General features: G+C 63.4%; 16 protein-coding genes. 3 read left to right on the forward strand and 13 right to left on the reverse strand.

Features of this window, described 5'->3' with window-relative positions; translation table 11 throughout:
• From AC5RW2_RS35765 to AC5RW2_RS35820, 12 genes are all read right to left on the reverse strand, one after another.
• Positions 1 to 1252 (reverse strand): LysM peptidoglycan-binding domain-containing protein (locus AC5RW2_RS35765; RefSeq protein WP_494075086.1); only part of this gene is annotated, 1252 nt, incomplete at its 3' end.
• Positions 1253 to 1345: 93 nt separating this feature from the next.
• Positions 1346 to 2191, reverse strand: coding sequence for a hypothetical protein (locus tag AC5RW2_RS35770; RefSeq protein WP_494032035.1), 846 nt, complete (start codon positions 2189 to 2191; stop codon positions 1346 to 1348).
• Between the two features lie 110 nt (positions 2192 to 2301).
• Positions 2302 to 2976: a hypothetical protein gene (locus tag AC5RW2_RS35775; RefSeq protein ID WP_494037068.1), complete on the reverse strand. Its 675-nt coding sequence runs from the start codon at positions 2974 to 2976 to the stop codon at positions 2302 to 2304.
• A gap of 16 nt (positions 2977 to 2992) precedes the next feature.
• Positions 2993 to 3394 (reverse strand): pilus assembly protein TadG-related protein, encoded by a 402-nt coding sequence (locus AC5RW2_RS35780; RefSeq protein ID WP_494032037.1) that lies wholly within the window; start codon positions 3392 to 3394, stop codon positions 2993 to 2995.
• Positions 3395 to 3405: 11 nt separating this feature from the next.
• The gene (locus AC5RW2_RS35785; RefSeq protein WP_494032038.1) at positions 3406 to 3849 is read right to left on the reverse strand and encodes a pilus assembly protein; all 444 of its coding nucleotides are present in this window, start codon (positions 3847 to 3849) and stop codon (positions 3406 to 3408) included.
• Positions 3846 to 4235 (reverse strand): TadE family protein, encoded by a 390-nt coding sequence (locus AC5RW2_RS35790; RefSeq protein ID WP_494032039.1) that lies wholly within the window; start codon positions 4233 to 4235, stop codon positions 3846 to 3848. The genes AC5RW2_RS35785 and AC5RW2_RS35790 overlap by 4 nt, the downstream gene beginning before the upstream one ends.
• A gap of 2 nt (positions 4236 to 4237) precedes the next feature.
• Positions 4238 to 4447 (reverse strand): hypothetical protein, encoded by a 210-nt coding sequence (locus tag AC5RW2_RS35795; protein WP_494032040.1) that lies wholly within the window; start codon positions 4445 to 4447, stop codon positions 4238 to 4240.
• 61 nt (positions 4448 to 4508) lie between these two features.
• Positions 4509 to 5375, reverse strand: a complete 867-nt coding sequence (locus AC5RW2_RS35800; protein WP_494032041.1) for a TadC protein — start codon at positions 5373 to 5375, stop codon at positions 4509 to 4511.
• A 1-nt stretch (position 5376) separates the two neighbouring features.
• Entirely contained in the window at positions 5377 to 6249 is an 873-nt protein-coding gene (locus AC5RW2_RS35805; RefSeq protein ID WP_494032042.1) for a type II secretion system F family protein, read from the reverse strand.
• The gene (locus AC5RW2_RS35810) at positions 6246 to 7793 is read right to left on the reverse strand and encodes a TadA family conjugal transfer-associated ATPase (RefSeq protein WP_494032043.1); all 1548 of its coding nucleotides are present in this window, start codon (positions 7791 to 7793) and stop codon (positions 6246 to 6248) included. The genes AC5RW2_RS35805 and AC5RW2_RS35810 overlap by 4 nt, the downstream gene beginning before the upstream one ends.
• Positions 7783 to 8619, reverse strand: a complete 837-nt coding sequence (locus tag AC5RW2_RS35815; RefSeq protein WP_494032044.1) for a hypothetical protein — start codon at positions 8617 to 8619, stop codon at positions 7783 to 7785. Before AC5RW2_RS35815 ends, AC5RW2_RS35810 begins: the two co-directional genes overlap by 11 nt.
• Positions 8616 to 9302: an SAF domain-containing protein gene (locus AC5RW2_RS35820; protein ID WP_494032045.1), complete on the reverse strand. Its 687-nt coding sequence runs from the start codon at positions 9300 to 9302 to the stop codon at positions 8616 to 8618. The genes AC5RW2_RS35815 and AC5RW2_RS35820 overlap by 4 nt, the downstream gene beginning before the upstream one ends.
• A gap of 111 nt (positions 9303 to 9413) precedes the next feature.
• On the opposite strand from AC5RW2_RS35820, the gene AC5RW2_RS35825 reads away from it, so the two are divergent.
• The 3 genes from AC5RW2_RS35825 to AC5RW2_RS35835 all read left to right on the forward strand — a co-directional run bounded on the left by AC5RW2_RS35825 (position 9414) and on the right by AC5RW2_RS35835 (position 12312).
• Positions 9414 to 9734 carry an ArsR/SmtB family transcription factor gene (locus tag AC5RW2_RS35825; protein ID WP_494032046.1) on the forward strand — a complete coding sequence of 107 codons (321 nt, stop codon included), beginning with the start codon at positions 9414 to 9416 and terminating at the stop codon, positions 9732 to 9734.
• Positions 9735 to 10846: 1112 nt separating this feature from the next.
• The gene (locus tag AC5RW2_RS35830) at positions 10847 to 11788 is read left to right on the forward strand and encodes a ParA family protein (protein ID WP_494032047.1); all 942 of its coding nucleotides are present in this window, start codon (positions 10847 to 10849) and stop codon (positions 11786 to 11788) included.
• Entirely contained in the window at positions 11788 to 12312 is a 525-nt protein-coding gene (locus AC5RW2_RS35835; protein WP_494032048.1) for a hypothetical protein, read from the forward strand. The genes AC5RW2_RS35830 and AC5RW2_RS35835 overlap by 1 nt, the downstream gene beginning before the upstream one ends.
• A 67-nt stretch (positions 12313 to 12379) precedes the next feature.
• Here AC5RW2_RS35835 and AC5RW2_RS35840 read toward each other — a convergent pair whose 3' ends face one another.
• Positions 12380 to 13294 carry a replication protein RepA gene (locus AC5RW2_RS35840; RefSeq protein ID WP_494032049.1) on the reverse strand — a complete coding sequence of 305 codons (915 nt, stop codon included), beginning with the start codon at positions 13292 to 13294 and terminating at the stop codon, positions 12380 to 12382.
• Between the last annotated feature and the right edge of the window lie 60 nt (positions 13295 to 13354).

The raw sequence follows: 13354 nt of genomic DNA on the forward strand, positions 1-13354 counted from the left end.
CTTCGGGCATCACGACGCGCTCGCCGGCCTTGCGGCGTTTGCGCTGGCGCATCCGGCGCAAGCCGAGAACCGAGAGCAGACCTGCGGCCATGAACGCTCCGATTCCTCCGGCGGTGCGGACGGGCAGGGGTTCCTCGGCTTCGGCGGTATCTTCTGTCTCCGAGACCTCCGGGGTGGCCTGGGCGCTGGCTTCGAGCGGCTCGTCGAGAACGATGTTGGGGCCAAGACCGCTGGCGACCGGGCCGGTCTCCGGCGCGGTTTCGGCCGCCGCGGAGCTCTCTGATGGTCCGGGATTCTCCTGATCCATGGCCGGGGCGGGAGCCGGGGCTACGGCGGGTGGAGCGGCGGATGAACCGTCCTGGATGGTCTGGGGGGACGTACCGTTGGGCAGATCCAACTGCCAGCCGGGCAGGATCAGGTCCGGATCGTTCAGTTGCTGTCCGTGGGGCTGGTCGAGGCCCTTGCTGGCTTCAAAGATCTCCGGGTACCGGTCAGCGCCACCGAGCTGTTCGGCGGCGATGGCGGAGAGCGTATCGCCCGGCTCGACCGTGTAATCAGCTGCCGCCGGGGCTTGTTTGGCATCGGCGGGCAGCACGAGGGTCCATCCCGGATCGATCCAGTGGTCCGCGCCAAGGCTCATTCCGCCCGGCTGCGGTTTGCCATAGTTCAGCTGGGCGATTTCAAGGAAACGGGCACCATCGCCGAGCCGTTCTTCGGCGATCTTCCACAGTGAGTCACCGGCAGCGACGGTGTACTGCGGTTGCTGCTGTTCCGCTGCCCGGTCTGCTGCTGCGGGGCCTGCGGTAATGGTCCTCCCCTGTCCCCCGGTCCCGGTTTCCGCGCCTGTCTTCTCTACCTGGGCAGCGACGGCGACGGGCTCTTGCTGGTTGTCAGCGGCGAGCGCAGGAGCGGCCGATGACATGGAGAGCATGGCGACGACCGAGCCGACCAGCAGCGAGGCGAAGGCCTGTTGTGTCCCCAGTCCGCGGATGCGCGGGGCGGGAAGGCCCCGCAGGGCTGCGGGGATGGCGAGCAGGACTGGGATGGCGAAAGTTGCCCAGGCCGCCCAGGCAATCAGCGGGATGACGGTGCCCATCAGGAGCCTGCCGCCGAGGTCCGGCATGGTCAGGAGAGTCCGCAGCTCCTCGACTGGCGGTATTGGATTGCCCGCCACGATGATCAGTGCAGCGGGAATCCCGACTGTCAGCGCCACGAGGACCGCTAAGGCAGCCGCTCCCTTGATGAATCTCATCTGTCCCTTTTTCTTCGTTGCTGACCGCAATGGGCGTCTACTCGGTATAGGTCATTCCATGCTGGCTTTTGCTGTCCTGCGATTCGCTCTGCCTTACCGGTTGACGTTTACCGCCTGCAGTTCGCCGATCCTGACCTGTGCCTCGGACTGGGTTTGAGTGCTCTCGGATCCGCTTTGACCGCCACCGGTCCACGACACCTGCCAATTCGAGAAAGCAGTCACCGTATAAGGCAGCTGCCCCTCGCGCGGGCTCATCTGCGGGTACCGGTACCCGCAGTCAGGAGACATCCTGTTGCCGTACCCGGTCACATACTCCGTCCCGGCCGTACGGCAGACCACCGTATTTCCATCGCCCATGTTCCACACCACCTCACTGACTTCCGCCGTCGCGGTCACCGTGACACCGCCCAGAGTGGCGGTGCGCTCATACGGACCCCAGGCAAGCGGATCGGCTGTGTTTTTGACCCACATCCATACCGGCAAGCCCACCGCACCTTTCCCGCCCTCCTCATACCGGGGCACCATGCCGATGTCCGCACCCTTGAGTTGGAATGTGGAGATCAGCACCTGGGCCGCCTGCGCCGGGGTCAACTGGTCAACACCGGCCGGGGGCTCAGAGAGCCACCTTCTGACTGACGTGCGGATTCCCGGGCGACAAAACTGATCCCCGTCATCGCACTCACTCGCAGCATTGGTACACAGGTACCAGGCACCCTCACCGGCATCCTTCCCGGACGGCGGCAGATCCTGAGGCGACTGCAGCTTCCAGTAGCAACTGTCGGCATTTGACCATGCACCATGCTTTTCATCAGTACAGGCGATTTCCTTGCCGCCGTTTTCACAGGTCGTCGGCCCCGGCTGAATCCCAGTGACTGGATCTGCTTCAACGATCGGCCCATCACTCTTGCCGCCACCGGTATCGCTTGGCTGCTTGAGCACCGATGTGCACTTGCCTCGGGAGTCACAAATCACTTCGGCTGCAGCCGCAGCTGGTGCAATCCCCAGTAGAACCATGAGCAGGACCGTCAGGGCGGCTGAGATCCCCCGGGCTAACATGCTTCGGGTTCCTCTGGAAGCGGAGTATCACGGACCTTCCAGTACCCGTCCGTCGGATCATAGAGAACGCCCACTTCCATCTTGAAGCGAAGCATCTGTGGCATCTCGGCTGGCTCACCATTTGGCTCAGTCCCCGTAATGGCAGAAGTGTCGTTGCAGATCTCTACCGTCACGTAGCCATGCTCAACCTGCGGTGCCCCTTCAATCGCCATTACCGAGGAATATCCATTCAGCAGTTCAATCGTGCGCAGACCGTCATAATCAGTGGAAACCGTCGCTGACTTCTCCAGGAACTGATGGACATTGCTGCGGGTCGGTTCGACGGTGATTTTGTCTACGACGTCGAACTCCACCTTTCTGGCATTGCTCAGTTCGTCTTCGGTGCGCCACAGCAGCTTCACGGTCTCAAAGGCAGCCTCTACAGCTTCGTCCTCGGACTTCGGTGCTTCGCGTTTCACCGGTCCGCTCACGGGCGAAACCTCCGGGCTGGTACCGGCGCTCGCCTCCAGGCTGGTGCTGGGGCTCGGGCTGGCGCTCGCCGACGGAGTGCCGGCCGGTTCGCTGGCAGGGCTTGCGGTGCCTTCTGATGCGGGGGCACAGCCGGCGAGCAGGACGCCGGTGGCCGCCAGTACTACTGCTGTCATTCCCCCGCCGCGGTTCTTCATCATCAGTTCTGTTTCCTCTCTAGGGTTCCTGCAGCAATTCGGCTGAGCCGCTTCCTTCTCCGGTCAACGTACCAACGGGCAGGAATTTGGGGGTGTAGGGGATCTGGGCGGTGACGGTGACGGTCTGGCTGTTGGCGGTGGCGTGTCCTGATACCCCGGCGGATGCCAGGTAGGCGTTGGCCGCCTGTATGGCCTGCCCGGGGGAAATTCGGGCGGTGCCGCCGGTGCCGAGGTCCGGGTTCACCGCGGCGTTGACACCTGCCCGGGCCGCTGATTGTGCGACCAGAGTTGCTTCCTCGTCTGCCTGGATCTTGCCTCCGCCATCGACCACGAGCCCGACGACCAGAAGCAGGACCGGGACAAGAAGTAGCAGGAGGATCGAGGAGTCGCCCCGCTCGCGGTGATCTGGGCTGGTGTGCATTGCGGTACCTCCTATCTTTGCCTGTACATGTCGACCGGAGAGGCCCCGGAAGCGCTCATGGTGCGGCTACCCGGGATTCCGGGGATGGCGATGTCACTGAGATTGGCCACGCAGGTGACGGTGGCTGACACCGTGGCCGGTTGTCCGACGGCTGCGTGCAGCCCGGCGGTATCAACGTCCACGGACAGGGATGAGCAGGCGATGTCCTGCTGGGTCAGGATGCGCTGTGCCGCCTGCCGGGCGTTCTGCCTGGCGGTGCCTGGTTCACGTGCCAGTGATGCGTCACGGGCGGCTGCGTTCGCTGCGCTGGTGACAGCGTTGCCGGCGATCGCGACCCGTCCGGCAAGGAGGAAGAGGCCCAGGATGAGAATGATGACCGGAAGGATGATGACCAGGCTGACGCCTTCGCCGGCTTCCCTGCCTCGTGCCCGAAGCCTCTGGAAACGCTTTCTCATCGGCTGATCCACCTTTCGGTCGGCCCGGAGACTTCCTGGCGAATGTCCGGGCCCTGCCCCAGCGGGACCAGCGCGGGAGCTTTGCCCGTGACGGTGACGGTGACCGATGCGGCTGTTCGATGCACCGATACGTTGGTTGCCGTCAGGGACGTACCGTTTTCGGCCAGGACTGCGCCGGCGGCTGCCTGTGCCGAGGAAGTGGTTCCGTTGATGGTGCGGGAGTCGTTGTAGGCAGCCGAGGCAGCCGCATGGGCCACGTTGTGGGCGTGGTACATCATGCCCACCTGCACGAGTCCGAAAATCATGGAGAACAGCAGTGGGGCAATGATGACGAATCCGACCGGTGAATTTCCCTGCTCCGGGATTTGGCGCGCACGGCTGGTCATCGCTACTTGATCAGGGCGGTCTTGCTGTTGACGAAGGCGGTGATGGCACCGACGACGATGGTGGCGATGGCGATGATGCCGATGATAAGCAGGACGGTTCCGACTCCGTTGTCACCGCGTTCGGCCTGGGCGCGCAGTCTGCGCATCCGGCCGGTGGCGGCATCGGAGAGCCCGAGAATGAGCAGCTGGAGCTTAAGGATGAGACTGTACATTTTTACTCCCTGTTGAGGTTTTCTGACGGTCACTTGGGGTAGGTCGGATCGAGAGTGGCCTTTACATGAGGTTCATGATCAGCGGGGTCAGCACGATGCCGGTGAAGACCAGAGCCAGCACCGTGATCATGATGGCCATCTGTTCGGAGGCCTTGTTGGCCTTGGTGTGTTCGTTGTTGAGCATCCTCAGCCGCAAGCCCTTCCCGGCGCTGCGCAGCGCCTCATAGACGGCGGCGCCATTGTTCCCGGAGAGGCGGACGATCTTTGCTGCCTCTGCCAGCTCCGGCACCCCGATTTCATCTGCCAGATTCAGCAGCGCTTCCCACGGCTGAACGTGGTCGTAGCGGGACCGGGTCAGTTCCTGGTTGATGCGGCGGAAGACCCAGGAACCTCCGATCTGGGCGGCGTTTTCCAAGGCCACGGCCGGAGGTGCGTCCCGGCGCCGTTCGGCGGCGACCAGTTCAAGATAGACCGCGACCGCCCGGGCGAATTCCTGCCGGGCATTGGCCGCCTGGTTTTTCAGCAGATAGTCAGGGATGAACCAGCCGATGGCTGCCGCCGGGACCGCTGCAGCGGCCGGAATGATGATCGGGATGCCCGTGAGCAGCTGGCTGTAGATTCCCAGGCAGAGGACGAAGACGATGAATCCCACGGCCCAAACGGCCTTTTGGTAGTAGAACCTGGCACTGCTGATCCCGACCAGCACCAGATCCCTGGCCGGCGCTGCCAGAAAGGGAAGGGCCGGAAGATGCCGGACGATCCAGCTGCCGATACGGGATTGAAAATCAGCCGGACCGGTGTCGATTCTGCTTTCGGCCGACCCCATGCGTTCCATGGCCGCCGCAAGCTTGGGTCGGGACGGCAGCAGCGGCGCCACCAGAACGGCAAGACCCAGCCCCAGCAGCGCTCCCCCGATGAAGATCTCCATCTCAGAGGTTCCTTCCGCCGGTGGTTCCCATCAGCCGGGCGGCCGGCCGTGGCGTGACGAGTCGTCGCATCTGCAGGAGGATGGCCACGATCATGCCAATCCACCCGGCATAGATCAGCTGGCCCAGCGGCGTCTTATACGGTTCAGCGAACGTCCCGACAAAGGGCAGACAGACCAGCATGAACACGGTGATGGCCATGACGATGCGTGCATTCAACCGGGGCTTGGCCCGATCCGAGGAAATCTGCCGGCGGACCTTGACCTCCTCGTAGACGATGCCGGAAAGATCATCCAGAGCATTGACCAGGCCCTGACCGCGCTGTTTGGCTGCCAGGGTGAGGTTCATGACCACCAGATCCCCGGTCGGATCGTCCAGATCATCCGCGAAGGCCTGCAGGGCCTCCGAAGTGGGCCATCCGCCTTCAAGCCGGGACACCAGCCGGGAAACCTCCCGGTATATCGGGGGCGGGGCGTTGGACAGCGAGGCAATCAGTGCCCGTTCAAGGGGCGCCCCGCTGACGATCAGCCCGGACAGCGACCGGGACCAGCCCTCCAGTGCCGAGAGCCGTTCCGTCTGCTGCTTCTCCGCGGCATCAGAGAAGATCACCGGAGCTCCGGCAATGACCAAAGGACTCAGGACCACGAAGATGATCCAGCCGGTCAGCGCCGCCAGCACCACACCCAGCACCAGCCCCGCCAGCAACCGCAGCTGCAGCCTGGGGGACATACCGTGGCGAAGAGCGCGGATCCGAAGCTCCAGCCGACCCGGCGGCCGGTAACGGGCCTCCGGCGCAGCAGTCAGGGCTAAGACGGCCGCGGCGAGCAAACCGAAAATCACCAGAACGACCCCAAAGGAAATCATCAACCCGTTCATGCCCGCCCTCCCGCCTGGAAGCGGCCGGCATCCAGCCCTGCCCGGGCCAGATCGCTCCGGAGGCGGACGTTGGAGGGCAGCGCCACAAACCGGGCCTCGTCCTCCCCCGGCTCAAGACGGAAGATGTCCTGGGTGGATACCTTGCGGTCTCCTTCGCCGGGCAGCACTTCGGCAATGTGGGTGACCTTGCGGACCACTTTCCCACCCGGCAGGTCTACCTTGGCCAGCTGAACAACGAAGTCCAGGTGCCGGCCCAGCTGCCGGTTCATGTACTCCTCGCCGTAAATGTTCAACCCCAGACCGGCCAGACGGTCAATGCAGTCATCCGGATCATAGGCATGGGTGGTACTGAAGGTCCCGGCCCCCGTCTGCATCGCCTGCAGCATGGCCACAATTTCCTGACCTCGGACCTCACCGACCAGAATCCGCTGACTGTTGAGCCGCAGCGCCTTCTCCATCGCCTTTTCCAGCGTGTATTCCCCCGGCGAATGGCCGTTGGCGTCGCGCTCGCCCGTGCCCGGACGGTACTGCAGGGCAAAGGGCGGCACCCGGCGGCCGGAAAGCTGGTCCAGGTGCAGTTCCCGCTCTTTTTCAATGGTCACGATCTGCTCATCAGGGCCGATCTTGGCGGCGATGGCCCGCATCAGGGTTGTTTTTCCGTCCCCGCCGAATCCGCTGATGACGATCGATTTCTTGGCCTTTACGGCAACTGTGAGGAAATGCGCCATGGCCGGTGTGAGGGTCCCGAGCCCGACCAGTTCTTCCAGGGTGATGTTGGTGTACCGATGGATGCGGAAGACGGCCGATGGGCGTTCAGCAATGGGCGGGGCTACCGCTGCAAGGCGGATGTAGCCCAGCAGGTCCATGTCCAGGTCAGGATGGGCCGATGAAAAAGGCCGGGCGCCTTCGCCGTTTCTGTTGGCGAAGAACTGCAGGTCCTCCATGAGCTGTTCATCGGAAACCGCCACGGGGGCCTTGCGGACCATCCGGCCGCCCGCGTACTCGGCGAAGACCACGTCGTGTCCGTGGATGTGGATGTTTTCCACGTTTTCATCGTCGATCAGGTCCTGGTACCGGCCCAGCCTGAACATTTGGTCGAACACGGCCTGGCGGACCCGGCTCTGATAGGTCTCGGACCATACCTGCCGCTGTCCTCCCGAACGCATCTGTTCCTGGACATGTTCGGAGACGACCTGAATGATGCACTGCTGCCCCAGCGCTTCCTTCTCCCGGTCCGAGAGCCCGCTGCGGCCTTCCAGCTCTCTGGCCTGGGCATCGGCGGCCCGTCCCCGAAGGGTCGCCACCACGGTCCAGAACTGTGTGCTGTCGAGGCTGTCGGCCTCTTCTGCGGTCTGCAGGTCGCGTTCGAAATCGGACATGCTGGCCAGGTCCTCGGGCATGGTCGCCGAAGGTGCGGCTGCAGAAGCTCCCCGGGTGAGGTGGGCGGCAGCTGCTACGGGCACTTTCACTTCGCCGCTGTCCCGGTTGCGTGCAGTGAAAAAAGGAAGCGACTGGAGGTTGAACTCTGACGGTTTATCGGACATTCCCAGCCTCCTGGCGGTAGGTGATCCCGCGGTCCAGCACATCCGCATAGGCCTTCAGCTGCCCCTCGAGGGCGGCACCGAGCGCCCGGATGGACGACCCGTGGGCGGCCTTTCGGAAACCGGTTGGCTTGGGGGCGCCGGTCGAATACACGGCAGCAGCACGCGGGTCCCACGGGATCCGGGCCAGCACGGGCACCCGAAGATACTGCGTTATTTCCCGCGAAGGGATGTTCTGGGTCGGATGTTCCACCACCACCAGTCCCAGACGTTCGGATTTTCCGTGGGCGGCCAGTGCCGCTTTCACCCCGTTCAGGTAGGCGGCCAAGGCAGCTGTTGCAGCCAGGGTCGGCTGGATTACCAGGAGCACCATGTCGGATCCGGTGATGAGGGGAAGCCGCGCATCATTTTCCGCAAGCCGCCCGGCATCGATGAAAACCTCCACCCCGGCGGTTCCCAGTTGAGAAAGCGTCTGGGACAGCTCCGACCAGAGACCGTCCATTCCGCGTGCTGCGGTGATATTGGAAAAGGCCGGCAGAACATACTTGTCATAGCCTTCGGGCACCGAACCGGGCTCATGATGAAGCGGGATCAGCTCTTCCCACACGGTTTCGGCGCTCATTCCTTCCCTCGAGGCACTCACCGCCAGCGGCAGCAGACCCCGGCTCGCATCCATTCCCGCCTGCATGAAGCCCGGGATGACCGATGACGGCTTGGAGGTATCGGCTTCGACCAGCAGCGCCGGCCGTGTCCAGCCAAGGGTCAGGGCAACCGCTGTCGAGGTGACACCGGGAGAGGTTCCTGCGCTTGCGAGGGCGATCATGCTCATTCGCCGCTGCCCTCCCCTGCTTCCAGTGAGATGCCGGCGGTGCCGGCTGCTGGCCACTGGACCACTGTGGGGGCGGTGCCGGAGTCGACGATGACGTCCACAACGGTTATTCCTTTAACCTCATCGAAGCGGGTTGCGTCCACGATTCCGGGCACGGATTCATCCGATGCCGCACCAGCCTGTCCTTCCAGGGGCGTTTGGATGATCCGAACCCTGTCCCCGGCCCGCAGGGGGCGCGAGGGGACATTGGTCGAGCCCACACCGATGCCAACCACCGACTTGCCTTCCTCAACTCCGAGCGAAGATCCGGTGTGGGAGCCGGTAAAGAGGGAGCCGGCAGGCATGTCCACCAGCGCTTTCTGGCCAATGACCTGGCCGGACTGTTCGGCGGGCACGAGGTTGGAGGCGTCTTTGGCTACCTCGATGGTTCCCAGGTCCGCAGCCTCGATGGTCTCCCCGCGCAGGATGTCCGTTTTGGCCACGATCACCGGCCTTTGGCCGTTGGCGTTGACGCCGTACCAGGTGATCAGGCCGCCGAGGAGTGCGAGCGAAAGCGCCACTGCGAGGAAGGCGGGCCTCTGCTTGGCGATACGCGCAGGTGGCTTCCACGGCGCGTGTCCCTGCTCCCGATGTTTTAGGGGTTCCTGGTTGCCTTCGGGTGCTTCCTTCTCGATGACTGTCACGGGAGGACCCTTCTGTGCGGCCTGCTGATCTGACACGGTGAAAGTAACATAGCTCTTATTTTTAATAAAGGTTGGGATTGCGCCTCTTGTCCGGTGGGGCAGAATTGGCCCATGCCGCGAATTGCCCGTGTGGTCCTGCCGAAAGACGCCGAACGCGCCAGCATTGTTGTGGGATCCCCTATCCGGCTCGCCATCCTGCGATACCTGTCCATGAGCGGACCGGCCGGTTCCGGCGTCATCGCCGACGCTCTGGGGCTCCGCCTGGTTACGGTCAGCAGTAATTTGGCGGTCCTTGAGGAGGCCGGCGCCGTGTGCGCTGATGTACCCAGAGGTGAACGCAACGGCAGGCGGGTCAAGTACAGCTTTAATGCTGCCGAGCTCGCACGGCTCTTCGAGATCCTGCAGCGAACCGTTTCACCGCCGCCCACCTAATCCACCCGCCTCGTCGTCTTGCTTGTGTTCTCCTCAATGGGTGTAGGTCGAAATCCTGCGGCTTCTTCTACTGCTCCCGAGCATTTAGTCTGCCACCCGCCTGCCCCATTCTCCGGGAACTCCCCCTGCCCTCGACCGGATGGTCTCTGCGTGACTTTCCGGTAAGGCCATAAGCAAGACCATATGTATAGCGGTATCGCTAGCCATATCCGCTGCTATTCAGGTCGCGCTGCGGGACGCGTGGTTGCCTGTTATTGGGATTGCCCACCATCTGGCGGTCCAACTGGCTTTCATGAGGCTCGGTTTCTTGCTCGAGGCCCTGCTGCTGGGATGGCCAGCTCCCGCAGGCAGTTGCCCCGCTCCTGGGCAGCTTCCCGATCTCCCTCGGTGGATCCCTTCGCGACCTTCCAAATAAGGCCATAACTGAAACCACATGTATGGCTATATATATGGCCATGTATCACCCGGTCCATACAGCTATCCTTCATGCCTCGGTTGGGGCAGGCTGAACCGCTGCTTTCCTAGCAGTGCAGCTAGCCTGCAGCACAGATGTATATCTCGCCTGAGGACCTGCTAAGAAACTGGCCATCCGTAAGGCTCGGGAAGCGGCCAGTGCTACCGGTGTCTTCGGTCCAACTGGCTTTCATGAAGGCTCGGTCTCTTGCTCGAGGCTCTTCTGCTGGGAGGGCCAACTCGTGAAGCAGTTGCCCCGCTCCCGGGGCAGCTTCCCGATCTCCCTCAGAGGATCCCCCCCCCCGCGACCTTCCAAATAAGGCCATAACTAGAACCATATGTATGGCTATATATATAGCCATATCTCAGCCTGTCCATATAGCTATCTCTCAAGCCTTGGTTACGGCTAGCTAGACGGCTTCTTTCCTAGCAGTGCAGCTAGCTTGCACTACAGAGGTATTTGCCGCCTGGTAAATGGCTAAAGAACTTGCCAGCCCTCAGGCTAGGCGAGTGGCGAGTTCTACCGGTGTCTTCGCATCGGGATCACTGGCTGTGCGTCACGCGGGTGTCGTCGCCCGATATGTAGGTAGTAGGGAAGTAGGATTTGGAGCACGATTGTCAGCCCGCCTGATGGCGGGAAATCTGGAGGTATTTCCTTTATGGCTCGATCTCTGAAAGTTGCCTCGGCGCCTGAGCGTCCGCTGGCTAAGGCGATTCCCCGTGTCATTGCGGTCGGTAATGGCAAAGGGGGTACCGGCAAGACCAGTGTGGTGGCCAATGTGGGCGGTCTCGCTGCGGCGGCGGGACTGCGTGTTCTCCTGGTTGATCTGGACCCTCAGGGGAACCTGAATCGGGACCTGGGGTACGAGCGCAGTGACGGGCGGGCTTTGCGGGATGCCCTCAGTGACAGTCAGCCCTTGCCTGTCACTATCGGGGTCCGGGAGAACCTTGATGTTGTTCAAGGAGGTCCCGGGCTCTTCGATCTCCAGGGCATTCTTTTCGCCCGAATGAACCGCCGTGATGATGCCGGGTCCTTCGCGGACCTGCTGTATTCGGGTCTTTCTGCAGTGGCGGATCCGTATGACCTGATCCTGATTGATACGTCTCCCGGCGAGCAGCTGCTGGTGGAGGGTGCCTTCGCCGTCTCCACGGCGGTGGTCATCACGACCCGGTCGGATGAAGCATCGCTGGATGGGGTGGAGACGACCGCGGACCGCTTTGTCGCGGCCAAGTCCTCGAATCCGGACCTGCAGTTGGCCGGGGCTGTGCTTTTTGCCGTCGGTGTTCAATCCCGCCGGCTCGAGCGCTGGGTGCGGACGTCGCTTGAAGAAATGCTGGGGGAGGTCGCGCCGGTTTTCAGGACGCGGATCCGGCATCAGGAGGGCGCTGCTGTCGATGCCCGTAAGGCCGGCAAGCTGATTCATGAGTTGGAGTCGCAGGTGGCTGAGGCGCATAAGGCGCGGTTTGCTGCGCTGCGCAGCGGAAAGGTGGATGGAACCAGCTTCCATGCCTCGCGCATGGATGGGTTGGCGGGGGAGTACGAGGCCCTGACCGAGGAGATTCTTGCCCGCCTGGCCGAGATTGAAGAAGGAGCGAAGTGATGCCTGCCCGCGAGTCTCAGGCGACCAAGTTCGCTACGACCCCCGACCGGGGGGCAAAGCTGAAGCAGGCCCTGCCGATCAAGCCCAAGGCGGCTCCGGCGCGCTCGGCTGCGCCGGTCAACACTGCGGCGTCCGATGCTCGTAGCGGCGCCGAGCCGGCCAAGGCGTCCCAGACCGTTGCGGGCGCACCGCAGAATGTCCCGGTCTATCTGCCTGCCGACCTGCTCGAGCGACTCAAGGAAAGGACGTACCGGGAGCGGTCAACCTATGCTGACGTGTTGATCGATGCCTTCGACAGCGTCCCGGAGGGTGCCCTGGCCGCAGACTTTTCAGTCGTGGCCCCGCCTCCGCCCACCTCCTCGGGGATTCCGCGGCGGGTGACCCGTCGCCGGGGCGGTGCAGGTATTCAGATCCAGCTTCGTTTGGATTCGGCGCAGCGAACCTGGATCGATACCAAGGCCGAACAGCTGGGCGCTCCGTCCCGCAGCGCATTGGTTTCGGCTGTTCTGGCCCGCTACCTCTGATCGGGCGATGATGAGGGGCCCGGCGCAGACCGTCTGTGCCGGGCCCCTCATGCCGTCTGTGCCGGGGTCAGCTGGAGGATTTGCGGCTGCGAATGTGGGCGGGGGAGGGCTGGAGCCGCAGGCCGGCGCCCATGATGGCAAAACGCGCCTGCGGGTAGATGACCTGAACTTCGCGCAGGTTCCTGGTGAAGGCGGCTTTGAACTGCCGCTGCAGTTTGTAGTCGCTGCCGAACTGACCGGCGAGCTGGCCCCAGGTGACCGTGGTCGGCTTGGCTAGGTAGCGCAGACGGTAGACCAGCCAGGTGTACAGGTCCAGGCGCATCGGAGAACCGGCCAGGATCCGCAGCGCCTCCGGCCGGAGGGGGACCGGGGCTTCCATGACGGAGCGGTAGAAGTCTTCCGAAAGGGTGATGGTGGAGCCGAGCATCCGGTCCGGCTGTTCGGTCTGCCGGCGGCTGAACCAGAGCTCGTAGCGCGAGGCGACATTGAAGTTCGCGCCCGCCACGCCCCACCGGTCTTCCCGGGTGCGCAAGTCTTCGATGTTCATGCTGGCGACGGCAAGACGGTGCAGCTGGTCCATGACCCTTCTGCCGGTGGCTCCCGAACCGTTCAGTCCGAGCCTGGCCAGGTACGCGGTCAGTGAGGCTCCCAGCTCCAGATGCCGGGAGCGTGTGCGGACGGCTTCGGTGGTCATCCACGTCATCAGATAGCGGGGGAGTACGCCGTAGGGGTAGGCCCGCTCCCGGGTGCCGTCGGGACGCGTTACCAGCCCGGGGGTGATGGTCAGCGTGATGGAGTTGTTCCGCCGTGTCCACTCCGGTGTCTGTCCCGGGTCCTTGTAGGGCAGTGAGAGCTGGGCCCATAGGCGGGCTGCGTAGCTGTAGGGTTCGGATGCTTCCGGTTCCTGCTCCAGTCTGGTGGCGGTGTCGATGAGGTGCAGCTGGCGCTCGGTCAGGAGCTGGCCCTGGGGATAGTCAGGCATGGGATTTCGGCTTTCGACGGATGTGACGGGTGCTGAGCTCTTCCGTCGGTCAGCCCGGCC

The sequence above is a fragment of the Arthrobacter sp. B0316-1-20 genome (assembly GCF_059091865.1).